Annotated in this window: 27 protein-coding genes; 12 read left to right on the top strand and 15 right to left on the bottom strand. The window is 45.5% G+C overall.

The genetic code is table 11. From position 1 onward, the window contains the following. Both GWR56_RS09615 and GWR56_RS09620 read left to right on the top strand, forming a co-directional pair. Positions 1–366, top strand: coding sequence for a hypothetical protein (locus GWR56_RS09615; RefSeq protein ID WP_162430923.1), 366 nt, complete (start codon positions 1–3; stop codon positions 364–366). Positions 367–461: 95 nt separating this feature from the next. Then, positions 462–1,121, top strand: coding sequence for a GDSL-type esterase/lipase family protein (locus GWR56_RS09620; RefSeq protein WP_162430925.1), 660 nt, complete (start codon positions 462–464; stop codon positions 1,119–1,121). 183 nt (positions 1,122–1,304) lie between these two features. Here GWR56_RS09620 and GWR56_RS09625 read toward each other — a convergent pair whose 3' ends face one another. Further along, on the bottom strand, positions 1,305–1,736 hold the full coding sequence (locus GWR56_RS09625; RefSeq protein ID WP_162430926.1) for a nuclear transport factor 2 family protein: 432 nt from the start codon (positions 1,734–1,736) through the stop codon (positions 1,305–1,307). A 164-nt stretch (positions 1,737–1,900) separates the two neighbouring features. Between GWR56_RS09625 and GWR56_RS09630 the strand changes: the two genes are divergently transcribed. Further along, positions 1,901–2,416: a YdeI/OmpD-associated family protein gene (locus GWR56_RS09630; RefSeq protein ID WP_162430927.1), complete on the top strand. Its 516-nt coding sequence runs from the start codon at positions 1,901–1,903 to the stop codon at positions 2,414–2,416. An 11-nt stretch (positions 2,417–2,427) separates the two neighbouring features. Here GWR56_RS09630 and GWR56_RS09635 read toward each other — a convergent pair whose 3' ends face one another. From GWR56_RS09635 to GWR56_RS09650, 3 genes are all read right to left on the bottom strand, one after another. Next, positions 2,428–2,916: a phosphotransferase family protein gene (locus GWR56_RS09635; RefSeq protein WP_162433163.1), complete on the bottom strand. Its 489-nt coding sequence runs from the start codon at positions 2,914–2,916 to the stop codon at positions 2,428–2,430. Next, the gene (locus GWR56_RS09640) at positions 2,910–3,431 is read right to left on the bottom strand and encodes a hypothetical protein (RefSeq protein ID WP_162430929.1); all 522 of its coding nucleotides are present in this window, start codon (positions 3,429–3,431) and stop codon (positions 2,910–2,912) included. The genes GWR56_RS09635 and GWR56_RS09640 overlap by 7 nt, the downstream gene beginning before the upstream one ends. 515 nt (positions 3,432–3,946) lie before the next feature. Further along, positions 3,947–4,186: a hypothetical protein gene (locus GWR56_RS09650; RefSeq protein ID WP_162430933.1), complete on the bottom strand. Its 240-nt coding sequence runs from the start codon at positions 4,184–4,186 to the stop codon at positions 3,947–3,949. A gap of 159 nt (positions 4,187–4,345) precedes the next feature. Between GWR56_RS09650 and GWR56_RS09655 the strand changes: the two genes are divergently transcribed. Together GWR56_RS09655 and GWR56_RS09660 are read left to right on the top strand one after the other, a co-directional pair. Next, positions 4,346–7,252, top strand: coding sequence for a DNA gyrase/topoisomerase IV subunit A (locus GWR56_RS09655; RefSeq protein ID WP_162433164.1), 2,907 nt, complete (start codon positions 4,346–4,348; stop codon positions 7,250–7,252). A 14-nt stretch (positions 7,253–7,266) separates the two neighbouring features. Beyond that, positions 7,267–9,117 carry a beta-galactosidase gene (locus GWR56_RS09660; RefSeq protein ID WP_162430935.1) on the top strand — a complete coding sequence of 617 codons (1,851 nt, stop codon included), beginning with the start codon at positions 7,267–7,269 and terminating at the stop codon, positions 9,115–9,117. A gap of 119 nt (positions 9,118–9,236) precedes the next feature. On the opposite strand, the gene GWR56_RS09665 is transcribed toward GWR56_RS09660, so the two are convergent. From GWR56_RS09665 to rpmB, 10 genes are all read right to left on the bottom strand, one after another. Then, on the bottom strand, positions 9,237–9,575 hold the full coding sequence (locus GWR56_RS09665) for a hypothetical protein (protein WP_162430937.1): 339 nt from the start codon (positions 9,573–9,575) through the stop codon (positions 9,237–9,239). 83 nt (positions 9,576–9,658) lie between these two features. Then, entirely contained in the window at positions 9,659–10,525 is an 867-nt protein-coding gene (locus GWR56_RS09670; protein WP_162430939.1) for an aldose 1-epimerase family protein, read from the bottom strand. Between the two features lie 125 nt (positions 10,526–10,650). Continuing rightward, entirely contained in the window at positions 10,651–11,454 is an 804-nt protein-coding gene (locus tag GWR56_RS09675; RefSeq protein WP_162430941.1) for a 5'-nucleotidase, lipoprotein e(P4) family, read from the bottom strand. 18 nt (positions 11,455–11,472) lie between these two features. After that, the gene (gene msrA / locus GWR56_RS09680) at positions 11,473–12,018 is read right to left on the bottom strand and encodes a peptide-methionine (S)-S-oxide reductase MsrA (RefSeq protein WP_162430943.1); all 546 of its coding nucleotides are present in this window, start codon (positions 12,016–12,018) and stop codon (positions 11,473–11,475) included. Between the two features lie 101 nt (positions 12,019–12,119). Then, the gene (bshC, locus tag GWR56_RS09685) at positions 12,120–13,730 is read right to left on the bottom strand and encodes a bacillithiol biosynthesis cysteine-adding enzyme BshC (protein WP_162430945.1); all 1,611 of its coding nucleotides are present in this window, start codon (positions 13,728–13,730) and stop codon (positions 12,120–12,122) included. Positions 13,731–13,850: 120 nt separating this feature from the next. Next, positions 13,851–15,185 carry a 30S ribosomal protein S12 methylthiotransferase RimO gene (rimO, locus tag GWR56_RS09690; RefSeq protein ID WP_162430947.1) on the bottom strand — a complete coding sequence of 445 codons (1,335 nt, stop codon included), beginning with the start codon at positions 15,183–15,185 and terminating at the stop codon, positions 13,851–13,853. A gap of 130 nt (positions 15,186–15,315) precedes the next feature. Next, positions 15,316–16,278, bottom strand: a complete 963-nt coding sequence (gene ftsY / locus GWR56_RS09695) for a signal recognition particle-docking protein FtsY (RefSeq protein WP_162430949.1) — start codon at positions 16,276–16,278, stop codon at positions 15,316–15,318. A 165-nt stretch (positions 16,279–16,443) separates the two neighbouring features. Continuing rightward, positions 16,444–16,602: a DUF4295 domain-containing protein gene (locus tag GWR56_RS09700; protein ID WP_162430951.1), complete on the bottom strand. Its 159-nt coding sequence runs from the start codon at positions 16,600–16,602 to the stop codon at positions 16,444–16,446. 74 nt (positions 16,603–16,676) lie between these two features. After that, on the bottom strand, positions 16,677–16,859 hold the full coding sequence (gene rpmG / locus GWR56_RS09705; RefSeq protein ID WP_121246452.1) for a 50S ribosomal protein L33: 183 nt from the start codon (positions 16,857–16,859) through the stop codon (positions 16,677–16,679). Positions 16,860–16,936: 77 nt separating this feature from the next. Further along, on the bottom strand, positions 16,937–17,170 hold the full coding sequence (gene rpmB / locus GWR56_RS09710) for a 50S ribosomal protein L28 (protein WP_121246453.1): 234 nt from the start codon (positions 17,168–17,170) through the stop codon (positions 16,937–16,939). 250 nt (positions 17,171–17,420) lie between these two features. Here rpmB and acs point away from each other — a divergent pair, with 250 nt between their 5' ends. From acs to GWR56_RS09725, 3 genes are all read left to right on the top strand, one after another. After that, the gene (gene acs / locus GWR56_RS09715) at positions 17,421–19,322 is read left to right on the top strand and encodes an acetate--CoA ligase (RefSeq protein WP_162430953.1); all 1,902 of its coding nucleotides are present in this window, start codon (positions 17,421–17,423) and stop codon (positions 19,320–19,322) included. Between the two features lie 35 nt (positions 19,323–19,357). Further along, positions 19,358–19,771: a hypothetical protein gene (locus GWR56_RS09720; RefSeq protein WP_162430955.1), complete on the top strand. Its 414-nt coding sequence runs from the start codon at positions 19,358–19,360 to the stop codon at positions 19,769–19,771. Between the two features lie 191 nt (positions 19,772–19,962). Continuing rightward, positions 19,963–20,148, top strand: a complete 186-nt coding sequence (locus GWR56_RS09725) for a CsbD family protein (protein ID WP_138805093.1) — start codon at positions 19,963–19,965, stop codon at positions 20,146–20,148. 101 nt (positions 20,149–20,249) lie between these two features. Here the strand turns inward: GWR56_RS09725 and GWR56_RS09730 are convergent, their stop codons facing one another. Next, positions 20,250–20,855, bottom strand: coding sequence for a DUF1684 domain-containing protein (locus GWR56_RS09730; RefSeq protein WP_162430957.1), 606 nt, complete (start codon positions 20,853–20,855; stop codon positions 20,250–20,252). 123 nt (positions 20,856–20,978) lie between these two features. Between GWR56_RS09730 and GWR56_RS09735 the strand changes: the two genes are divergently transcribed. Genes GWR56_RS09735 through GWR56_RS09750 form a run of 4 tightly spaced genes read left to right on the top strand, consistent with a single transcriptional unit; the run spans position 20,979 to position 25,131 of the window. Further along, on the top strand, positions 20,979–22,208 hold the full coding sequence (locus GWR56_RS09735; RefSeq protein ID WP_162430959.1) for a hypothetical protein: 1,230 nt from the start codon (positions 20,979–20,981) through the stop codon (positions 22,206–22,208). A 4-nt stretch (positions 22,209–22,212) separates the two neighbouring features. Beyond that, positions 22,213–22,638, top strand: a complete 426-nt coding sequence (locus tag GWR56_RS09740) for a ubiquinol-cytochrome c reductase iron-sulfur subunit (protein ID WP_162430961.1) — start codon at positions 22,213–22,215, stop codon at positions 22,636–22,638. A 5-nt stretch (positions 22,639–22,643) separates the two neighbouring features. Further along, positions 22,644–23,708, top strand: coding sequence for an imelysin family protein (locus GWR56_RS09745; protein ID WP_162430963.1), 1,065 nt, complete (start codon positions 22,644–22,646; stop codon positions 23,706–23,708). Between the two features lie 28 nt (positions 23,709–23,736). Continuing rightward, entirely contained in the window at positions 23,737–25,131 is a 1,395-nt protein-coding gene (locus GWR56_RS09750; protein WP_202925398.1) for a di-heme oxidoredictase family protein, read from the top strand. The last annotated feature ends 61 nt before the right edge of the window (positions 25,132–25,192 follow it).

Consider the following 25,192-nt stretch of genomic DNA (forward strand, 5'->3'; position numbering starts at 1 on the left):
ATGAAGAGGTTAATTTACTTGTTAGCGGTGTGTGTTTTTGTGAGTTGCAATAACGCCCCCAAAAAAGAAACCCGTACCATCAATAAAGCAGTAAATAAAATACCTGCGGTAACCAAAGACATGATCATGGGGACCTGGACCAACGGCAGTACAGAAAATGCCAGTTTTGATATCGGGCGCGATTCTATTTATTATGTGGAATATTTTAAAAGTTTCAAATACGAGCTAAATAAAAATGTGATCACCATTCATTATCCCGACAGTTTCAATTATACGGGGAAAATTCGTTTTGTAAACGATACGATGATCATGCGCTCGATAGAAAAGACAGACGCGCCCTCTAAATTTTGGAAGTTTAAAAACTAAGTTCAGCAAAAGCGGGTTGTACGGTTCCCGCCCTCCCGGATGGAATTATACAAATACCTGTTTAGCGTCAACACACTTTATACAACATCATCACTATGAAATTAAAACTGTATTTATTTTTTATTTTACTTACAGCCGGCATAACGGCCAACGCGCAAACAGGCTTTCCGTTTGATAACGAAATACGGGATTTTAAACACCAGGACAGCATCAGCATGCCTGCAAAAAATGGCATCTTGTTTATCGGCAGCTCGTCTATCCGTAAATGGACGGATCTTGAGCAGCGCTTTAGCGATAAGCCCATCATCAGGCGGGGCGTTGGCGGCTGCACCATTGAGCAGGTTGTGAATTATTTTACACCGTATATCATGTACCCGTATCAGCCGCGCAAAATATTTATCTACGCGGGCGAAAATGACATCGCCGCAGGCAAAACCGGCAAGTTTACCGCCCGCGAGTTTTATAAGCTGTGGGCCATGATCAAACAAAACCTGCCGCACGCCGAGATCTATTTTATGGCTATAAAGCCCAGCCCGAGCCGTGCAAAGTATTTCCCCGAAGTTAAAATAGCTAACGCCCTGGTGAGATCTTTTTTGAAGAATAAAAAGAAAGGGCATTACGTAGATGTAGCATCGGTAATACTCGACCCCGCAACGCACCAGCCCGATACAAGCTTATTTGAAAACGATATGCTTCACCTGAACAGTAAAGGCTATGATAAATGGCAGGCGGTGCTGCAGCCTTTAGTAAAATAATATCAAACACCAAATGTCTAACAACCAATAACGAAGTGAAATTTCGGTGTTGGACTTTCAGAATTCATTATCAATAAACTTCTTAAGCCCCTCTCCCCCCGGAGAGGGGTTTGGGGTGCGGCCTAAAATAGAAAGGCCCCCCATTATATCGGGGAGCCAATCACACTCAAACACTAATTTTAACTATTTAAATACACTATAAACGTTCGTGATCTTCCAGCCGCTGCCGGTATTAGCAACGGTTACATAATTGCTGCGGGTAAAGTTGTCGAATTTCATATCAACCCTTACAACAGCCATATCGGGGTTGTTCTCTACAATTTCGGTACTGGTTGTGCATACCTGTTCAATGTTTTTTTCATGTTTCAGGTAATCGGTCATTTCTTTTTTGGTAAAGCTTAAAATGCTTTTTCCGCGCAGCATGCTAAACTTGGCCGATTGATCAACCACCTGGTTCAGGCCATCTATCCTGCCACGCGTCATGGCATCTACATAGATATTGATGGCGTGGGTTTTTGTTAAGTTAATTTCGGGGACATCGTTAGCTTTAGCCTGTATAAAGCTGCTGGTAACAATTAAGGCAATGCCAAGGGTAACTGATTTTAAGGTTTTCATAATTTTGAAATTAAGGTTGTAATTAATTTGTGTTTTTTATGACCGCTCAGTTAATAGTTACAGTTATAAGATGTACCCAGCCACCAAATAGTTACACCTTAAATTGTTAAAGTTGACTATTTAACAAACATTTAACATTTGGCCCTGATATTATATATTTGGTGATGGTTGATTTTACTACCATTATTCATCGGCATAACGAGCATGGCGACAAAACCGGCTGGACTTATATTATCATCCCGTTTGATATCGCGCAGCAAATACTGCCTGGGAATAAAAAGGCGGTAAGGGTAAAAGGCTGGCTGGATGACTTTGCTGTTGCGGGTATGTCTATGATGCCGGTTGGCGAGGGGGATTTTTTGCTGGCCCTGCGTGCCCATATCAGGAAGGCTATCCATAAAAGCCACGGCGCCATGTTAAGGGTTAGGCTGGAACATGATAAAGACTTTAAAATAGAAATGCCTGCCGACCTGCAGGAGTGTTTTGACTTTGAACAACCCGAAGCGTTTGAATATTTCAGCAGCCTGGCAAAATCTCACCAGGGCTACTTTATCAAATGGATAACCGACGCCAAAACAGTTGAGACACGCGCCAGCCGTATAGCCAAAACCATTAGCGCGGCTTTACGCCGCATGGACTATGGCGACATTTTGCGCGAGCAGAAAAGGTTAAGGGAATAAGCAGGCAAATATTAGTCGCCCGGTTTATAGCTGTTGCTCTTTACAATAGCTAACGCTTTGGCGAACCGTCCTTGTTGCAGGTTATGCAATAGTTGCCCCAGATGCGCCCGGGCATACTGCTGCCGGGCGTCGGCATTTACCAGGTTAACGCGGCCCGCCCACATCCGGTCGTGAAACTCCCTGAAATTGGGATAAGGAGCAGTAAAATCAACAGGCTGGTTGGCGTTGAAGCAAATAAGCCCGAAAAAGGTAAAGTAAAAAAAGTGCAGCAGCTGCTGCATCAGGTAAAAGCGGGCAAGCTGGTAATCGGTGGCATCGCTGCCAAAGTAAGCTTTCAGGTATGCCTTCTCTTCATGGTCATTGTTCACCGCAAAGTTGGCGATAACGGCAAGGTCGGTATAACGGTCGTTCAAAAAGGCGGCTTCCCAATCAACCAGCCAGGGGTTAGTTCCGTCAAAAAGGATGTTTTCGGGTTTAAGGTCGTTATGGCAGGCTACCAGGTCGCTATCGTTGGTAGGGTATACTCGCGTTTGATCTGGTCGTAATGTTCAAAAAGCCTTGCTGCTATTTTGCCGGGCAGGGTACAGGCAGCTCTGAACTTTTGCACAAACCCATCCATTCGTTCCAGGTAATTCATCCGGTTGGGGAACGCGGGCAACGTATGCAAGCGCCCGAGCAGCGGCGGCATTTTCTCCCTCGCCAGGTTCAGTTCAAAAGGTTTCGCCTCCACAAAATCAGTGATGCATACCCTGTCGGCAGCGTTGGTGTACCAAACACGCGGCGCTATTCCGGCTTCGGCTGCAGCTTTCATGCAGTTGTACCAGTGCGCGGGGTCGTTCATATCATTCATTTGGGTAATGATGCGCAGCAGGTACGGCTTGTTTTTTATCACGATCTTAAAAATAAGGGCGGATGAAAGTCCGGCGGTTAGCTGGCAAACTTCATCAAACCAGGTTACATCAAATGCTGTTTGCAGGGCACGTTCAACCAAAGGCCTTTTTTCTTCAGGGATCATAAATTATGTTGTAAAATGTTGGTTAATAGCCAAATATATCCGCGCAAATACATTCAAAAAAATGTTTCCGGGTATATTTTTTTGGGCGAAATAAATGAGTAGTGCGTGCGTTAACCTAATGCAGGCTGTTAAGAATGCAGCATGCTAAAGCATCAAAAACCTAAGTTGGTAATCTAAGGATGACTGACGGAAAGTAAATAATAATGATAAGTTTTATGTAAGAAAAGACCTCTTCTTGGGATCTTGCCTATTGTCGAAAATAGACAAAAGTTCAATCCGGTTTATATTTACCCTAAAAAATATTGATGTTTGGGATGAAACAACGCAACGACGTATATTTTTGCTTTTTACAATTAGGGGAAATTGCTCTGGGGCATTCTGTATTCTATTGATCTGGTCGTTTATGCGTTCTGCTACCCTTTTGGTGATCAGTTCGCCCCATTCTTTCATTAAATAGCTCAACAGTTGCTCATATTCAGTAAGGGACCTTAATGACCAGATTAATTTTGGCTGTGTCATTTATCTATACCCAGTTGTTTCAACTTATCGGTAATCCTATTTATAGCCTCTTCATGGGTAAAGATCCTGCCAGCTTCCACATCGTCAATGCCGGCGTTAATTCCTTCTATTTCAGCTGCTGACAGGCCAGCCCACTCATCATCCTGCATTTGGTATTCCAATCCCAAACGATCAAGTACTTCTTGCAAAGCCGATAGATCTTTTTCTTTATCTATCTGTACAGTTAATGTCGTCATAAATCAAATTTACCTATTTTTTAATTAAACATCAAAGGTGAATTACTGTGCAAATGTTAGTAAAAATACCTTTTTTACAGCTAAAATCTACACATCTGCATGTCTGCACATCTGCACATTTCCCTATCTTTACCCATCCTTAATTTTTTTAGTTACAGCATGAGCGACGATCTGAACAATCCTGATACTCCTAAAAACAATAACGAAGAAAATATACTGCATAAAGTTACCTCGCTCGACGGGCTGTACGAAAACTGGTTTCTGGATTACGCCTCTTATGTAATACTTGATCGTGCCGTTCCGCATATAAACGATGGCTTAAAACCTGTGCAGCGCCGCATACTGCATTCGCTTAAAGAGATGGACGACGGGCGCTTTAACAAGGCGGCCAACGTTATAGGTAACACCATGAAGTATCATCCGCACGGGGATGCTTCTATTGGTGATGCTATGGTGCAGATAGGGCAGAAGAACCTGCTCATAGATTGCCAGGGTAACTGGGGCGACCCTATAACCGGCGACTCGGCAGCGGCCCCGCGTTACATCGAGGCGCGCCTTTCAAAATTTGCGCTGGATGTTGTTTTTAACCCCGATACTACCGTTTGGCAGGCCAGTTACGATGGCCGTAACCGCGAGCCGATAACCTTGCCGGTAAAGTTCCCGCTGCTGCTGGCGCAGGGTGCCGAGGGTATTGCGGTAGGCCTGGCCACTAAGATATTGCCCCATAATTTTATTGAGCTGATAGACGCCTCGATTGCGGTGCTTAAGGGTGACCGGCCAAACCTGCTGCCCGATTTCCCGACGGGGGGTATGGCGGATGCTTCGGCTTATAACGAGGGACAACGTGGCGGCCGGATCCGTGTGCGCGCCAAGATAGTTGAGCGCGATAAAAAAACGCTTACCATTACCGAAATACCTTTTACCACCACCACCGGCAGCCTGATAGACAGCGTGATATCTGCCAATGACAAGGGTAAGATCAAAATAAAAAAGATAGAGGATAACACCGCCCAGGATGTGGAGATAGTGATACACCTGGCGCCCGGTATTTCGCCCGATGTAACTATTGATGCCCTTTACGCCTTTACCGATTGCGAGGTTTCCATATCGCCGAACACCTGCGTGATACAGGACGATAAGCCGCGCTTTATGAGCGTGAACGACATGCTGAGCGAAAGCACCTTCTTCACCAAAGACCTGCTGAAACAGGAACTGGAGATAAAGCTGAAGGAACTGATGGAAAAGATCTTTTTCAGTTCGCTGCTCAAGATTTTTATCCAGGAGGGGATGTATAAACACCCGGATTACGAGAACTCGACAGATTTTGAAGGCGTACTGGTTGTACTGAACAAGTTGTTCGAGCCTTTCTTCCCGCAGTTTTATCGCACTATACTGCCCGAGGATTATAAAAAGCTGATAGATAAGCCGATGAGCAGCATTACCCGTTTTGATGTGAAGAAAACGGATGAACAGATAAAAGCGCTTGAAGCGGAAATAAAAACGGTAAAAAATCACCTAAAACACCTTACCGATTATACTATCGCCTGGTTCGAAAAACTAAAGGACAAGTACGGTAAAGACCGCGGCCGTAAAACCGAACTGCGCACCTTTGATAAGGTAGAAGCAGCACAGGTGGCCCTGGCAAACGTTAAGCTATACGTAAACCGCGAAGACGGCTTTATTGGCAGCGGGTTAAAGAAAGATGAGTTTGTGTGCGACTGCTCGGACATCGACGAGATCATCGTTTTTCGCGGCGATGGCAGGTTTATTGTGACCAAGGTGCAGGATAAAGTGTTTGTGGGCAAGGATATTGTGCATGTGGCCGTATTTAAAAAGAACGACGACCGCACCGTTTACAACATGATCTACAAAGACGGGCAAAGCGGCGTAAGCTATATTAAACGATTCTCGGTAACAGGGGTAACCCGCGATAAAGAATATGATTTAACCAAAGGCAGCAAGGGTTCAAAGGTGCTGTATTTTACAGCCAACCCCAACGGCGAAGCCGAGGTGGTTAACGTGCAGTTAAAGCCTCATCAAAAGCTTAAAAAGCTGCAATTTGACGAGGATTTTGCGCAGCTGGCCATTAAAGGCCGCAACTCTATAGGTAATATGGTTACCAAATACCCGGTTAAAAAGGTGATCTTGAAGAGTAAGGGCATCTCGACACTGGCCGGCCGAAAGATATGGTACGATGATATATTAAAACGCCTTAACGCAGATGGCCGCGGCAAATACCTCGGCGAGTTTGACGGCGACGACCGTATACTAACGGTAATGAGCAACGGTATTTACGAACTGACCAGCTTTGACCTGAACAACCATTTTGATGATAAGATGATCGTCATCGAGAAATACGACCCGGCAAAGGTATTCGCGGTGGTGCATTACGATGGTAAATCAAAAAATTACATGGTAAAACGCTTTGTGTTCGAAAATACCGTTATAGGTAAGCAAACCAGTATCATCAGCGACGAAAGCGGGTCAAAACTCATCATCATCTCCGGGGCGGCACAGCCTGTGGTAAAGGTTGACCAACTTAAAGGTAAAACCCTTATCCCCGAAGAAGCGGAACTGAACCTTAGCGACCTGATAGATGTAAAAGGCATGAAAGCGATGGGTAACCGCCTGTCGGTACACCAGGTAAAAAGCGTGGAACTGCTCACCGAGCACGACGATGCCGAGGATGTACCAGACCCGGCACCGGACTCGATAGAGGATACCGAAATTATCATCACCGGCGAGGACAAACATATACCCGATACACCTCCGGGTGCTGCGAAGGCAAAACCCCAGGCCGCGCCTATACAATCTGAGCCGGCAAAACCCGTTATAGAAAAACCGGCGGAACCGGAACCAACTAAACCTGTGGATGAAAAAGTTGGGGCCGCAGAGGCAGCCGGAAAAACATTCGTGAATCCGGAAGAAAAGCCTGGGAAAACGGCGGAAAAAACTCAGGAAATACCGGAAAAAACTCAGGAAATTTCAAAAAAGAAGGTTGATTTTGAGATCACCAATCCGGACGATATCGAGATTGATGATAAGGGACAATTAGGTTTGTTTTAATACATAGCCGCGTTATGCTGAAGAGGATATTAGCTTGTTTCGTTTTAGTTTTTGGTATGCTTAATATTGGCAGGGCCCAAACTGATAGTCATACCTTCGCCCTGGGCGACAGCACCTTTTTGCTGGATGGTAAGCCGCTGCAAATGATCTCGGGCGAGATGCACTACACCCGTATACCACGTGAGTACTGGCGCGAGCGGATGAAGATGGCTAAAGCAATGGGCCTCAATACCATAGGTACCTACGTTTTCTGGAACGCGCACGAGCCGGTGCAGGGCAAGTATGATTTTACCGGCAACAACGATATAGCCGAATTTGTGCGTATAGCCAAAGAAGAAGGCCTTTGGGTGGTGATGCGCCCAAGCCCCTACGTATGCGCCGAGTGGGAATTTGGCGGTTACCCCTGGTGGCTGTTAAAGAACAAAAACCTTAAGGTACGCAGTAAGGACCCTGAATTTATCAACGCTTACCGTAACTACATGATAGAGTTGGGCAAACAGCTTGCGCCCTTGCAGATAAACCACGGCGGCAATATCCTGATGGTACAGATCGAAAACGAGTATGGCTCGTTCAGTAACGATAAAGAATACCTGGCCCAAAACGAAAAAATTTTCCGCGAGGCCGGTTTTGACGGCTTGCTGTTTACCTGCGATGGCCCAGGCCAGATGCCCGCTGGCTACCTGCCGGGGTTTCTACCTGCTGTAAACGGGGAGGATGATCCTGCTAAGGTAAAGGCGCTTATCAACAAATATCATAACGGCAAAGGCCCGTATTACATTGCCGAATGGTACCCCGGCTGGTTTGATAGCTGGGGCAAGCCGCATAGCGGCAGCAACGCCGATGAAGATGCCAAAAAGCTTGATGAGGTTTTATCGGCAGGGATTTCCATCAATATGTATATGTTTCATGGCGGTACTACGCGCGATTTTATGAATGGCGCCAACATGAGCCGTACCGAGGCTTATGCCCCTCAAACATCAAGCTATGATTATGATGCCCCGCTTGACGAGGCAGGCAACCCCACGCCAAAATATTTTAAATTAAGAGCAATTATTGCTAAACATTTACCTGCTGGCGAAACCCTGCCGGATGTGCCCGAAAAAAAGCGCCGTACCTTTGCTTTAGAGGTGATCAAGTTAACTGGCGTTGCAAACCTGTTCAGCAATTTAGGTACACCTGTAGAAAGCGACAGGCCGCTTAGCTTTGAGGATATTGACCAGGGCTACGGCTTTGTGTTGTACCGTACCACCCTGGCCAACGCTGCAAGCGGGTTGCTTAAAATTAAGGAACTGCGCGATTATGCCACCGTTTACCTTAATGGGAAACGCATCAGTGTGCTGGACAGGCGCTTAAAGCAGGACTCGCTGCAGTTGGATAACCCTAACCCAAACAGCGTGCTTGATATACTGGTAGAAAACAATGGCCGCATTAACTACGGCCCTTACTTAACCGATAACCGGCAAGGCATAACGGATAAAGTTACCCTGAACGGGCACGAGCTTTTAGGCTGGAAAATGTATAAGTTTCCATTTGGAACCACCGAGGGCTTTAAATACCTGCCGGCACAAAATCAGAACGAACTGCAGCCCGCCCTCTATCGCGGTACTTTCGCGCTGCGGGGCGTGGTTGATACTTACCTTGACATGAGTGGCTTTGGCAAAGGCTTTGTGTTCGTTAATGGCCATAACCTGGGCAAATACTGGGAGATCGGGCCGCAGCAAACGCTGTATGTGCCCGCAGCATGGCTAAAAAAAGGCGTTAACGAGGTAATTGTATTCGATGAACTTAAAAGCGGTCATACCGAATTATCAACCTTCGACCATCCGGTTTTAAACCAGGTAAACTCACCTGCCTCCCAAAAGTAAGCTTAAGCGAGGGTTTAAACGATTACCTCCCAATGGTGTCGCCCCAAAAAGAAAATTATATACAAACACAAAAGGCACCATTTTGGCGCCTTTTGTGTTTGTAAGTGTTTTATTGCTGATTACAGGATCAGGATCAATACCAGGATAATGATGATGATAGCACCAACTGAAAGGTAAACACCACCGCTACCCATTGCCTGGGCTTCGTGCTTAAGGTTTTTAAGCTCGGTTTTTAACTCTTTCTTTTCGGTTTTGTTCAGCTGAGATTTGTCCATTGCCTTGATCTCGTCAACACGCAACTTTATTTCCTCGATACGGGCGGCCTTCTGGTCTGCGGTCATGTGCGACGCAGCTTCTTTGTAGGCATCCTTATTATCAGTAAAAGTGGCGGCATTACTGTTAAAGGCAGTTACGGTTAGTAACATGGTTACGGCAATTAGATAAATTTTCTTTTTCATAGTTGTAAATGTTGGAGTTATGTATTTTTAGGATAAGCGTAAAAGCAATTCAAATGTTTTAAAAACAATAAAATAAATTGTTTTTATACGCTGATATAGTACGACGCTTCAAAAACATGCCCGACAACCACCTTCTGAATGTTCTCTTTTTGCCTGATATCTTTTGGCTCCCCTGCTGAGTCGGCACAGCCAAGCCAGGGTTCTATGCAAACAAAGTCGGCACCGGGTTTTGCCCATATGCCCAGGTAATTAAAATGCGGAAACTCCACCGACAGGCTTTGGTCGTGCTTGTCGCTTTTAATGGTAACCATCCGCGATTGTAAGTTTTTAAATACCAGCGCATCCTGCGCAAACAACTCGCGGGTTAACTGTAGTTTTTTGTTTGGCGTTGATACAGGCTGCGTTTCGCCGCTAAACAAACCCTCTTTGTTTAAAAGGTGCGATGCCAATTTTTCCTGTACCTCAAATTCCAGATAATAATCTTCAAATGTTTCGCCTGCGTTAAACGGTACGTTAAAGGCGGGGTGCCCCCCAACCGAAAAATAAACCGGCTTATCATCCCGGTTAATAAGCTTATAGGTTACCCTAAGGGCATTGTCAATGAGCGTGTACAACACCTGGAAATCGAATTTAAAAGGGAATACTGCAAGTGTTTTCTCGCAGTAGGGTAGCGAAAAGCCCGCATGAACGTCATCGCTGTCTAACAGGATAAAATCCGACTGGCGCGCAAAACCGTGCCTGTTCATTGGATAGGCTCGCCCGTCTACGTGTAGCTGATTATCCAGCAGGCCACCTACAATAGGGAACAGGTTTGGCGCATGGTAAGCCCAGACGTTCGGGTCGGCCTGCCACAATTGTTCCACTCCGGTTTCTTTATTAAATAACGAGGTAAGCTGAGCGCCTTTGCTATCGATGGCAACTTTCAGAAATTCATTTTCGAGCGTGATCATGCGTTGTGAGGTTTCAACGAATATCAACAAACAAATTGGTATCTGGTTTCTGTTGTATAAAAATAGGGAAGGATAACCGACTTAATTCACCACATCGGGAGATACAGTAAATTAATTAGCTTATATTATTCCTTATCCACCTTAAGTTTCACCCTGATAACAGAATCCTTTTGTGCGGCTGATTGCCCGTAATTGTAATTGAATAAAGCGCCTTCAAAATCGCCGTAGGATACATTGGGTATCACAATATATTTATTGCCAAACTCTTTTTTTAATTGCCCGGTGGCCGCCTGCCTGCCTTGTTCGGCGGGTTTGTTATCATACAACACATCAAAATCGGCCAGGTTGTCGCCACATAATAAAACAATATTATAATTAGCCAATACCTGTTTGCGGCGACCCTCTTTGCTTGATGTTTTTTGCCTTAACAGTACATGATCATTGTCTGTATCAGGCATGTTATACAATCGCAGGTTTTTAATGGTGCCTGAGCGCTCATCCTCGTCGCGGTTGGTTATGTAAAAAACCGCCACCCCCTTTGATGCCGCGTACTTAAAAAACTCCGGTGCGCCGGGTACCGTATCGGCCTGTCCTTTGCTTGTCCATGTCTTCCAGGTGGCCAGTGTGTATTCTTTATTGGTGATAGCACGCGCCGCATCGTAGGGGCTGTTATCTAATATAGTTTCGTCAATGTCGGTGACTACAGCCAGCGGTTTGCTGCCGGGGTTTTTCAGGGCTTCATCAAGCCTTAGCTTAGCTACATTATAAGCCTGGAAACACAATGCCCTATACTCGGCCGCCCGCTGCTGCCATACCGATGCCCATACTTTGCCGTTGTTGGCGATGGACGCGTTTTCGGTTTTCTTTTGTGTGGTGCAGGCTGTAAATAGCAAGGTTGCTGCAAGCAGGGCGATGATTGATCTTTTCATGTAAATAAGCCTGGCCGGTTACAATAGTTCCGGCTTTATTTTATCCGTAAATTCTTTGGCAAACTTATTTAATTTGGGCTGTATCACAAAGGCGCAATAAGGCTTCATGGGGTTATCGTTGTAATAATTTTGATGATAATCTTCGGCCTTGTAAAACTCGCTAACGGGGGTAACCTCGGTTACAATGAGTTTATCAAAAACCTTTTCGTCGGTTAGCTTTTTGATCATGGCTTCGGCCTGCTGCTTTTGCTCGTCGGTGTGGTAAAAAATGGCCGAACGGTATTGTGTGCCTACATCATTGCCCTGGCGGTTAAGCGTAGTGGGGTTGTGCGTTTTAAAGAAAACCAGCAGCAGTTCGTCAAAAGATAATATATCCGCGTCATACTCAACTTCCAACACCTCGGCATGGCCGGTATCGCCGTTGCAGATGTCCATATAAGTGGGGTTTTTGGTGTGCCCGCCGGTGTAGCCCGACGTTACCGATGTTACGCCCTTAAGCGCCTGGAAGATAGCCTCGGTGCACCAAAAGCAACCGTTGCCCAATGTTATTTTCTGTATGTTCATTTGATTAATAAACGAATGTTATAATACTTTGGTTTACAATGGATATCAGGTTTACCTGATTATGGCAGTGAGATTACTTTGCAATTAGACGATTACATAATTTATTCCGTCAGCACCGTAAACTTAAAATCAAGGGGTTCGAAATTTCGGATCAGTTCATCGATGAAAAGCTGGCCCCATTTCACATAGCTTAATCCAAAATTTTCGGTGCGTTCCTGCAGGCTGTTGTTTGGGAATATATCGGCCTTGATGTGTTCTATCTGTTCCAGGCGGGTGTGGTAGTTGCGCTTCTCGGCCTTTACCAGCTTTTTTTGCAGATTCTCTATGGCGTGTTTAAGGCGAGCCTGTACCGCCGCTGCCGATGGCTCAAGCGTACGGTCAATTTTATGCGAGCGCAATTTTATCTTTTCAAAAACACGCTCCAGTTCGCGCCATTCGTCGGCAAGCGTAAGGTCGTGGTTGCTGTGTTTTTTTACCCAGTTGTTTTTGATCTGGTCGGCGCTTTTAAATATCTCCGCAGGGGCAAGCTCCATGCTTTTTATTTTAGCAGCCGTTTCTTTACGGATAACCAGGCCCGAATTGCGCAATACCAATATCGGGAAATCAACCTTGTAGTAATCGAAATTTGACTTCAACTCCAGCCAGTAAACCAGTTCGGCACCACCACCTACATAGGCTATATTGGGTAAAATACACTCCTGGTACAGCGGGCGCATTACCACATTAGGGCTAAACCTTTCGGGCGCAGTTTTTATTTCCTGTTTTAATTCAGCCTCGGTAAAGCTGATATCGGTATTCATAACACTATACCTGCCCTCCTCAAAAACAATGCGTTCGCGCAGGTTATCCCTCAGGTAAAAAAAGTTTATTTCGCGCGGGTTCACCTGTATATGCACGCCAAGCTTTTGCAGCTGCGCGTTGGCGGCAGTTATATTTTTAAAGCTATTTTGCCGGATGATATCCTGCTCCATAATAGGGGCGAAAGACTCCTTCAGGCGATGGTCGTCGGCATCAATAATAACCAGGCCATAACGGCCAAACAGTGCATTTACCAGGTAGCGGGTAGCATCAGCAAGCCTGTCGAATTTTGTGTAAGCGGTTTCAACCATTTCACCCAGTTCGGCCGAGTGCCCGTCAATACCCAAAACGCCCTTGTATTGGTTGATGGCCTGCCGCATGGTGTCGGGGTTTATGCGCCCCGTTGCGCCTGAGGCCTCGTACCACCAGTGTACCTTTTTACCACCTATATTGGTATAATTTATTTCGGCAAAGTCATGGTCCTCGGATGCCATCCAATATACCGGCACAAAATTTTTATCGGGGTGGGCTTGTTTTAGTTGCCTGCACAGCTTTATAGTGGTTACTATCTTGTATATAAAATATAGCGGACCTGTAAATATGTTCAGCTGGTGCCCGGTGGTAACGGTATAGGTGTCGTTATTTTTTAACTGCCCGATACAATCGCGGATCATATCGGCCGATTGCAATTGGGGCGCATTGTTTTGCGAATTACCAAAATATTGCTCCAATAAAACCTGAGCTAGCAGGTCGCGGTCGGCAATTACCTTTTTATGTTCAAAAAGTGCGGCGAAGCCCTGCAGGGTAGGGCGCTGACTATAAAATGACCTCAGCTCCGGAACGTCGTCCAGATAATCGATAACCGTTTGGGAAAAGTATCCCGTGTCTTTATAGTCAATACAGGCTGCGTCCATTGTTTATTTCGAATATCGAACGTCGAATTTCGAATGTTGAATTTCGAAAACACATTCAAGTAAAGAGTCGAAATTAAATTTAAAAAGCTTAATAGCAATATGCAGCCTTTAAAATCGGCTTTATTTTACAATTTGTCCATAAAGGTCAAAATCTTCCGCGGCGTTAATTTTTACATTGACAAAGCTGCCTACGGCTGCATAATCTACATTGGCGTCAATCAATACCTCGTTATCCACCTCCGGCGAATCAAATTCCGTACGGCCAACAAAATAGCCGCCATCTTTCTTGTCTATCAGCACTTTATAGATATTGCCTATCTTCTCCTGGTTTTTATCAAACGATATACCCTGCTGAATTTCCATAATGGAATCAGCGCGGCCTTGCTTTACTTCTTCAGGCACGTTATCAACCAAAGTGTGCGCATGCGTTTTTTCCTCATGCGAGTAAGTGAAGCAGCCCAGGCGGTCGAATTTGGTATCCTCTACCCATTGCGCCATTTCTTCAAAGTCCTGGTGTGTTTCGCCGGGGTAGCCGGTTATCAGCGTGGTACGCATGGCAATGTTTGGCACGCGGTCGCGTATCTCATTAACTACGTCGATGGTTTTTTGCTTGGTAAGTCCGCGCCGCATTGATTTAAGCATATTATCAGTGATATGCTGTAAAGGCATATCCAGGTACTTGCATATGTTATCCCGCTCGTTCATTACGTCCAATATCTCCATCGGGAAGCCGGAAGGGTAGGCATATTGCAGCCTGATCCACTCCACGCCGTTCACATCGCTCAGGCGGCGCAAAAGTTCGTCAAGGTTACGTTTTCCATACAGGTCCAGCCCGTAGTAGGTAAGGTCCTGCGCTATCAGTATCAGTTCTTTTGTACCGTTCTTTACCAGGTTTTCGGCATTTTTAACCAGTTGGTCTATAGGGGTGCTAACGTGTTTGCCACGCATCAGCGGGATGGCGCAGAACGAGCACGGGCGGTTGCAGCCTTCGGCAATTTTAAAATAGGCGAAGTGCGACGGAGTGGTAAGCAAACGCTCGCCGATCAATTCGTGGCGGTAATCGGCGCCAATATTTTGCAAGATATTTTGCAGGTCGTTTGTGCCAAAATAAGCGTCAACGTTGGTAATTTCAGATTCAAGCTCAGGTTTGTAGCGCTCGCTTAGGCAGCCTGTAACTATCACTTTCCCAACCTTACCTTGTTCTTTAAGTTCGCTGTATTGCAGTATAGTATCAATAGATTCCTGCTTGGCGTTATCAATAAAGCCGCAGGTGTTTATTACAATAATATCATCATTGCGTACCTGCTGCGATTCATGCACCACATTAAAGGCGTTACCCTTAAGCTGGCCCATCAGCACCTCGCTGTCGTAAACATTTTTTGAACAGCCTAAAGTAACCACGTTTACACGGGGCTTGCTTTTAAGTATCGGTTTGATAATTTCTTTTGTCCTCATTGCTCTTTTTCCACGCCGTCATTGCGAGGTACGAAGCAATCTCTGAACTCTGCATATCGGTTATGCCTTCGGTAGATTGCTTCGTTCCTCGCAATGACGCTCTGTTTATTTGCGGCTGCGCCGCTATATCTTACTTAAATAGGCTGTTCACAAACTCCGTCCTGTCAAACAATTGCAGGTGGTCCATGCCTTCGCCAACGCCGATGTATTTTACAGGTATCTTAAACTGATCGGATATACCTATCACCACGCCGCCTTTTGCGGTGCCATCAAGCTTGGTTAGGGCCAGGGCGTTAACGGCGGTAGCTTCGGTAAACTGTTTGCACTGCTCAATGGCGTTTTGCCCGGTTGATGCATCAAGCACCAGCAATATTTCATGCGGCGCATCGGGCACTACCTTTTGCATTACGTTCTTGATCTTGGTAAGCTCGTTCATCAGGCCTACCTTATTATGTAAACGCCCTGCGGTGTCAATAATTGCCACATCATCGCCATTGGCCACGGCCGAGCGCAGGGTATCGTAAGCTACAGAGGCGGGGTCGCTGCCCATGGCCTGCGCCACAACCTTAACGCCTACACGCTCGCCCCAAAGCTTTATCTGGTCAACAGCCGCCGCGCGAAACGTATCGGCAGCGCCTAATACCACCTGGCTGCCCGCTTGCTTTAGCTTGTGGGCCAGTTTGCCAATAGTGGTGGTTTTACCTACACCGTTAACCCCAACCACCATTATAACATAGGGTTTTTGCGAGCCGTACTCAAACGTACGGAAATCGTTGCTGTTGTTTTCAGCAAGCAGCTGCTGTATCTCGTCTTTTAAAAGGTTATTAAGTTCGGATGTGTTAACATACTTGTCTTTTGCTACACGGGCCTGTATACGTTCTATGATCTTAAGCGTAGTGCTTACGCCCACGTCCGAAGTTACCAGTACTTCCTCCAGGTCGTCCAGCACATCATCGTCAACGGTGCTTTTACCGGCAATTACCTTGGTTATTTTTGAGAAGAAGCTATCCTTGGTTTTTTCCAGGCCGGTATCAAGCGCCTGCTGTTCCTGCTGCGTAGTTTCCTTTTTCTTGAAAAAATCAAATAATCCCATAGTCAGATGTGCAGATTTTAAATGTGCAGATATGCAAATTAACAATTCGGAACGGGATGTTTGGTAACCGAAACGTAATAACGCATCTTTATTTTAAACATCCACTATAACAAAAAAAGCCCTCTCGTTATCACAAGACGGCTTTTATATTTTTATCAAAGGTTATTACTGTTTACCAGCAATGGCGTCCTTAATGAAATCGTTCGCAACGATCTGCTCTTTGAACGAGTAAGCGCCGGTACGTGGCGACTTAGTCATGGTTATTACCTTCGAAAATTCTTTTCCTTTGCCTGTTTTCAGGGTTGCAACTACTTTCTTTGCCATGTTTTTATGTTTTAATAAGTTGTGCTTACAATAGCGGTTAATTAGTAACCGTATCTACAGCTATCAAGCTTAAATTATTTAATCTCTTTGTGTAAAGTTACTTTTCTTAAAACCGGGTTAAATTTCTTCATCTCCAGTCTTTCGGTAGTGTTTTTTTTGTTTTTGGTGGTAATGTAACGAGACATACCCGGCATGCCGCTGGTTTTATGCTCTGTGCATTCTAAAATTACCTGAACCCTGTTGCCTTTCTTAGCCATTTTCTGTTATGTTTTGAGTTGCCTGCCAATTGTTAAGATATCACATCTTTAACCATAGCCCCAACAATCTATTAATATTAAATAGAGCCTTTTTTTACAAACTTGTTGATACAAGCTGTTATACCGTTTTTGCTGATAGTTTTAAGCGCCGAAGTAGATACTTTTAACGTGATCCATTTATCTTCTTCAGGGATATAAAACCTTTTAAGCTTTAAGTTAGGATAAAACTTGCGCTTGGTTTTAACGTTTGAGTTAGAAACGTTAAAGCCGTTCATGTAGCCTTTTCCTGTTAAATCACAAATTCTTGACATGACAAATATTTTTTAATTCTCGTTCTTCTCCTAAAAAGAGTTTGCAAATATCAGGTTTTTAAGTGAGATAGACAACAGTGTTTTTAAAATATTTTTTAATAATCTTTTTTACCGGCAGCAAAGATATATTTCGCACTATTATCCATAGTGAGCCGGTTAAACGTACTTTTTAAAAAAATTTAAAAAGTTGTATTTTTAATAGGTAGATAAAGTAGAAATTACTAATTTACACCACCATTTATATACTACCATGCAAGTTAAATCATTTGAAGAATACCAGCAGGTGTACCGCAAAAGCGTTGAACAACCTGAACAATTTTGGGAGGAAATAGCCAATAATTTCCAATGGAAAAAAAAGTGGGACAAGGTACTGGAGTGGAACTTTAAAGAACCAAAAGTAGAATGGTTTAAAGGCGCCAAACTTAACATTACTGAAAACTGCCTGGACCGCCACCTTGAAAAAAACGGTGATACCCCCGCTATTATCTGGGAACCCAATGACCCGACCGAAGACCACCGTATATTAACCTATAAACAACTGCATGGCAAGGTTTGCCAGTTTGCCAACGTGTTAAAAAACAACGGCGCCAAAAAAGGCGATCGTATATGTATATATATGCCTATGGTGCCCGAACTGGCCATTGCCGTTTTGGCCTGCGCCCGTATAGGCGCTATCCATTCGGTGGTGTTTGGCGGGTTTTCGGCACAATCAATTGCCGACAGGATAAAAGATGCCGAATGCAATATTGTAATTACTGCCGATGGCGGGTACAGGGGTAATAAAGAGATCCCGCTGAAATCAATTATCGACGACTCGCTGGTACAATGCTCATCGGTACAAAAGGTTATTGTGTTAACCAGAAGCCGTACGCCCGTGTCAATGATCAAAGGGCGCGACGTGTGGTGGGAAGATGAAGTAAAAAAAGTAGAGACCCAGGGTAACCCCGATTGCCCGGCCGAAGAAATGGATGCCGAAGATATGCTGTTTATCCTATATACATCGGGCTCAACCGGTAAGCCAAAAGGCGTAGTGCACACCTGCGGGGGGTATATGGTTTATACAGGCTATACGTTTAGTAACGCTTTTCAGTACCAGCCCGGCGAGGTTTATTTTTGTACCGCTGATATCGGATGGATAACCGGTCACTCCTACATTGCCTACGGGCCGCTTACCCAGGGGGCAACATCGGTAATGTTCGAGGGGATACCATCATGGCCAAACCAGGGCCGCCTGTGGGAAATTGTGGCGAAATATAAGGTGAACATATTATATACCGCGCCAACCGCCATACGCTCGCTGATGAGCTTTGGAGACGAAGCTTTGGAGGGGAAAGATTTTAGCTCGCTTACCAAGCTTGGCTCGGTTGGCGAACCTATTAACGAGGAAGCCTGGCACTGGTTTAACGATAAGATAGGGCAGGGTAAATGCCCTATTGTTGATACCTGGTGGCAAACCGAAACAGGCGGCTTTATGATATCGCCCATTGCCGGCATAACGCCAACCAAACCTGGTTACGCCACCTTACCGCTGCCGGGGGTACAACCCGTATTGGTTGACGAGAATGGTAAAGAGATTGAGGGTAATGGTGTAAGCGGCAACCTTTGCATGAAATTTCCATGGCCGGGCATGCTGCGCACTACCTACGGCGACCATGAGCGCTGCCGCCAAACTTATTTTGCCACTTATCCTGACTTGTACTTTACCGGCGACGGCTGCCTGCGCGATGAAGACGGTTATTATCGTATAACCGGTCGTGTAGATGATGTGCTGAACGTATCGGGCCACCGTATTGGCACCGCCGAAGTAGAGAACGCCATTAACATGCACAGCAGTGTTGTGGAAAGTGCCGTAGTGGGTTATCCGCATGATATTAAGGGGCAGGGCGTTTATGCCTTTGTGGTATGCCCCAACCTGCACGACGACCCCGAACTTACCAGGAAGGATATCATCATGACCGTTGCGCGCATTATTGGCGCCATTGCCAAGCCGGATAAGATCCAGTTTGTAAGCGGCCTGCCGAAAACGCGCTCGGGCAAAATTATGCGCAGGATTTTGAGAAAAATTGCCGAGGGTGATACCTCTAATTTAGGCGATACCAGCACTTTACTTGACCCGGCGGTGGTTGACGAGATAAAGGCTGGGGCGTTGTAAGAGGGGAATCAAGAAGTTTAGAATCAAGAGGCAAGATGGAAGTTGATCTGACAAATTCTGAATTATTTAAAAGTTTTGCAGAATTTGAGCAGGACGGTGTATATATTGATTTGCATAACGAATTTGATTGTAAGGTTATAGCGTTTTCAAGCGATACAAAACAGCTAACGCTTACCTTTAAAGCTAATGAATGTTGTAAACGAGGAATAAATAGCGTTGAACTTGTTTTTGACGATTGCATTATTGAACACTATTCCGCTAAGCTTAATAAATCAGATACTGATTCGGGCACACTTGACTTGATGTATAGAGGCCGTTTTGAAATAAGTAGCGGGCACTTGGGCGAGGTGTCCGATACCGGGAAACATTATTACTATATTAATTTTTTGCCTGATGTATCCATTGAACTTTTTTCAAAAAGCGTTAGAGCAAAGGTCTATTTGGGATAACTATTTATGTCCTTGATGTTGTCGCAGTGTTTTCTGAAAGCGACCCTGCGCCGCATGCAAGGATTTTAAAGTCAGGAAGCAGAAAAATATGTTTTGTCCTGGTTCCTGGTTCTTGATTTCTTGAATCCCCTCAAACCAAACCCCTCCCAATCTGTTAATCCTATACATCTAAATATATAGGAGAACATACAATGGATAAGTTAGAATTAAAAGGCGGCTGGAACGAGTTGAAAGGGAAGATAAAACAAGCTTATGGCGACCTGACCGATGACGATCTGGCACACGAAGAAGGGAAAGACGATGAAACACTCGGCCGCATCCAGCAAAAAACCGGCAAAACCCGTGAAGAATTGGTTGACTGGATAAACAGTCTTTAGAGATTGGATATTGATGATCAGCGATTAGTTGATCATTTATGATTAAGACGAAAGGATAAAGGCAAAGCTTTGTCCTTTTTCTTTTCGCCCCCGTCAACTATTTATAAATGTTTTTTCTCGCCGGTATATTGTTTTTCGCCTGCTTTAACCTTTAGGTCCAGGTAGTTCTCGCGCGGGGGCATGGGGCACTGGTAACCATCGCTGTAGGCGCAATACGGGTTATAAGCTTTGTTAAAGTCCAGTTCAATGTAGCCGTTTTTTATATCGGTGGTTTTAAGGTCGATGTAACGTCCGCCGCCATAACTCTCTTCAGAATTTGTTTTATCCAGGAAAGGCAAAAAAAGATAACCGGCAAACTCCGGCCGTTTTGATAGGCTGACATTTTGGTAGATGTTCAATTGCTGCGCCTTGCCTTTAAGCATAAACTTCACAACTGCATATTTAACATACGCCTGCTGTGCGCCATTAAAGGTAGGCATACTAAAAACGTCTTGGTTTGTAAGTAGCTCCACCTCTGCATTAACGCGATAAGTGCTGTCGGCATCAAAAAAATGCAGGTTCTGCAGATCGGCTTCCTTTAACGGCGAATGTTTATCTGATATAAAATCTGCCTTGTACTGTTGGCGATGAGTTGCAAGCATGGCTTTGTAATCCTGTGCCGTGCAATTAAAAGTTATCAGTGTTAAAAAAAGTAAAAGGTACTTCATATTCTTTTCATCTGTCGGCAAGTTACACCATTGCATCGGTAATAAATAAAGCGTAGATATTTTTTTATTTTTAATTATAATTAATCTAAATAAGGATAATATATTTGCTGTCAAAATTACGCTATGCAATTAAAGAGCTTTACCTTAATCACATTCTTAATAGCCGGTTTATTTTTCACCGGCGCGTCGGCTCAGGTTTTAACGCAGGAAGATTCCCTTTCAGCAGGATTAATATATAAACAGCAGGCAACGGTTATATCCGGTTACGGCGAGGCCAAATATGGCATAGATACCAAAAGAAAGAGCGCCGAAGCGAGACTGAAACGAGTAGTGCTGTTCCTGGGGCATAAATTCAATAATAAGATATCACTGTTTACCGAATTGGAGGTTGAAGACGCACTGGTAGCCAACGGTGGCACCGGGGCCGGCGAAATTGCGATGGAACAAGCTTTCCTGAAATTTAACCTGAACCCAAATACTTATTTGGTGGCCGGCTTGTTTGTGCCCCGCATAGGTTTTATTAACGAAAACCACCTGCCCACAACCTTTAACGGGGTTGACAGGCCCTTCCTTGAAGAACAAATTATTCCGTCTACCTGGCGCGAGATAGGCGTCGGTCTATACGGTCAGTTTACGCAGGTACCGGGCTTGAATTATAGCTTATCAGTAACCAACGGGTTAAACTCCGAAGGGTTTAACAGCACCACGGGCATAGGCGGCGGCAGGCAGTTGGGCCAGGCCGCCAATGGCTTAAACCTGGGGGTTAACGCGGCATTGTTATACTATGCGGGCGATTTCAGGGTGCAGGCATCGGGTTATATTGGCGGCTCTACTGCTAAAGAACAGCGTGTGGCCGATAGCCTTGAGCTCAACTCCGGTCCGTTTGGCAACCCGGTATCATTAGGCGAGGTTAACGTACAGTACGCCAGATCGGGAATTACCGTGCGTGCAATAGGCACCATAGTAAATATCAAAAATGCCGATGCCATTAACCGCGCTTTTGCCAGCAATACCCCGCAAACCATGTACGGGGGCTATGCCGAAGTAGGGTACGACCTGCTATACCCTGCCAGCAAAGGCGAAAAGGCATTTATCCTTTTTGGCCGGTACGAGTATTTGAATATGAACGCTAAAATACCATCAAACGGTATCGAAAATAAGGCTAGTGAAAAGCATTATATAGTTGGCGGCTTTACTTATAAGCCCATAAGGGGCATTGCTATTAAAGGCGACTACGTACGCCGCTTAACCGGCGAATTTAACCAGGCGCTTATTGTGACGCCTTTCCCGCAGCAGGTACCTTACTTTAAAAACAACGGGTTTATAAACTTAGGCGTAGCCTATAATTTTTAAGTGTATGAGCACCAGGAGAAGCTTTATTAAATCGGGATGCGCGGCATGTATTTTAATGGGTGCGGGGATGTCTTTTTTAGAATCATGCTCAACCCCTTTGCCCATGATCAAGCTGGCAAGTACAACAGGCGGGCAAATAGCGGTAGGCACGGATGCTTTTGCCAATAAAGGCAATATGTTGGTGGTGCGTAGTAAACAGTTGGAGTATGATATCCTGCTGATCAAAAATGCTGATGCTTATAAAGCGCTTTATTTAAGGTGCACGCACGAGGGCGTTGGCCTTACGCCCGCAGCCAACAAAATATTCTGCAGCGCCCATGGCAGCGTGTTCGACCTGGAAGGCAAGGTGGTTAAAGAGCCCGCCCTGCGCCCTTTAAAAACTTATCCAACCGAAGTTATCAATAATCAAATCATCATACATTTAAGTTAATACCTATGAATACTTTTATCAAACGATCGCTCGCCGTGGTGTTGCCGTTAACGTTGCTTGGGTTATCATGCTCAAAAAATAATCCGGATAATAATGCTGATAACAGCACTTTAAAAACAGAAGTGCTGGCCAATATATCTGCCAACGTTTGCGCTGCTTCATATGAAGATATGTATGCTAAAACACAGGAGCTGCAGGCCGCGGTAACCGCGCTGAATATCACAACCAATGATGATAATTTAGCAACTGCCCGTGTTAAATGGAAAGCTATACGCACCACCTGGGAGCAAAGCGAGGCCTGGTTATTTGGCCCTGTTGAATCTGAGAACATTGACCCGCGCATTGATACCTGGCCCGTTGATTTTAACGCGCTTGAAACTATATTAAATAGCAACGATGTATTGAATGAGGCTTACGTTGACGGCCTTGACGACGCATTAAAGGGCTTTCACCCGATAGAGTATTTATTGTGGGGACAGAACGGAGCCAAAACCGCTGCCCAGCTTAAGCCGCGCGAAAAAGATTTTTTGGCCGCGCTTACCCAAAACCTGGTAAAACTTTCAAAAGAAGTAAGGGATAACTGGACAAATGGTTATACCGCCCAGCTGGCTAACGCAGGGAAAGGTTCGGGCGAGTTTACCACACAGCAAGCCGCTTTTGTGCAAATAGCCGATGCAATGGCAGGTATATGCGGCGAAGTTGCCGATTCAAAACTGAAGGAACCATTTGACGCGCAGGACCCTATGCTGGAAGAAAGCCCCTTCGCTAAAAACTCGATCACCGATTTTACAAATAATATAAAGGGTATACTGGCTATTTACCAGGGGCGGTTTGCTGCCGATGGTAAGGGCATAGAAGACGTGGTTCGCGCCAATAATCTATCGTTAGATGCCGAGATAAAAAGCAAGCATGCTGCAGCAATTGCCGCGCTTGGCGCTATTGATAAGCCATTTGGCGAAGCGATAGTGTCAGAGCAGTCGAAAGTACAAAACGCGATGACCAAGATAACAGAACTTGCCGAAGTGCTTGATAGCAAACTAAAGCCATTTTTGGTTCAGTACACTAAATAACAACATACCCCGCGCGAACATACCCGACATGAGAAAAACTACTATTGCTATATTATTTATCCTGGCCACTATGGTTGCTTTGCAGGTAGCGTGCCGGAAAGCTGATAGCGTATCGCCAGATGATAACCCCGATAGCGAGTGGTTAAGCGGCGGCAGCCAAACTGCTTTTGACGAGGGCGGCGGGGCTTTTTCGCATGCCTTTGCAACGCTGCCGGCAAATCTGCTGCGGGTGCATGAAATTGGCGACGGGCAATTCAACGCTACTTTTGTTTCGGCGCCGGCGCCGTTAAACCCGGGGTTAGGGCCTATATTTAATAATGTAGCCTGCAGCTCGTGCCACGTATCCGACGGGCGCGGTAAGGTGCCCGGGCTGGGCGAATCAGCGGCCAATATGCTGTTCAGACTAAGCATCCCCGGCGAAGGCGAGCACGGCAACCCCGTGCCGGTGCCCGGCTATGGAGATCAGCTGCAAACCCGCGCCCTGCTCGGTAAAACACGCGAAGGCGATATAGCCATCACCTATACCGAAACTACCTACAAGTTTGCGGATGGCGCAACTTATAAGCTACGCGCGCCAACTTATACTTTTACAGCTTTGTACACCGCCATGCCAGGTAATGTAATGCTATCGCCGCGGGTTGCAGCGCCTGTATTTGGGCTTGGGCTTTTAGAGGCTATTACAGACGGCACTATTTTGGCGAATGCCGATCCTGATGATGCCGACGGCGATGGTATAAGCGGTAAAGCCAACATGGTTTGGGATGTGCTAAAAAATAAAAAGGTATTAGGGCGTTTTGGGTGGAAGGCAAACCAGCCAAGTTTGTTGCAGCAGGTAGCCGCGGCCTATAACGGCGATATCGGTATCACCAATTCGCTGTTTCCGAAAGAGAGCAGTGAAGGCCAGACCCAATTTGACAGCGACCCTAATAGTAAATCATACGAGTTAACCGATAGCCTGCTGCATAGTGTGCAGTTTTACGTGCGTACGCTTTCGGTCCCGGCACGCCGTAACGCCGCTGATAACAAAGTTATAGCAGGCAAGGGCTTGTTCAGATCGGCCGGGTGTATAAAATGCCACAAGGCCGATATACGCACCGGCGTTGATGTAAGCCTGCCGCAGGTAAGCAATCAATTGATACATCCTTATACCGACCTGCTTTTGCATGATATGGGTGCGGGGCTTGCTGATAACCGCCCCGATTTTATGGCAAGCGGCACCGAGTGGCGTACGGCCCCGCTATGGGGCATAGGCCTCACCCAAAAGGTGAACGGCCATACCAACTTTTTACACGATGGCCGCGCACGTAACATAATTGAAGCCATTATGTGGCATGGCGGCGAGGCGGCATCGGCAAAAAATAAGGTAAATAATATGTCGAAAACAGAGCGCGACGCGCTGGTGGCGTTTGTCGAATCGCTATAATTGTATAAAACCCATTATAAAAAGCTCTTAACATTTTGTTAAGGGCTTTTTTTTAGCGTAT

This window comes from Mucilaginibacter sp. 14171R-50 (assembly GCF_010093045.1).
Classification (GTDB): Bacteria; Bacteroidota; Bacteroidia; order Sphingobacteriales; family Sphingobacteriaceae; genus Mucilaginibacter.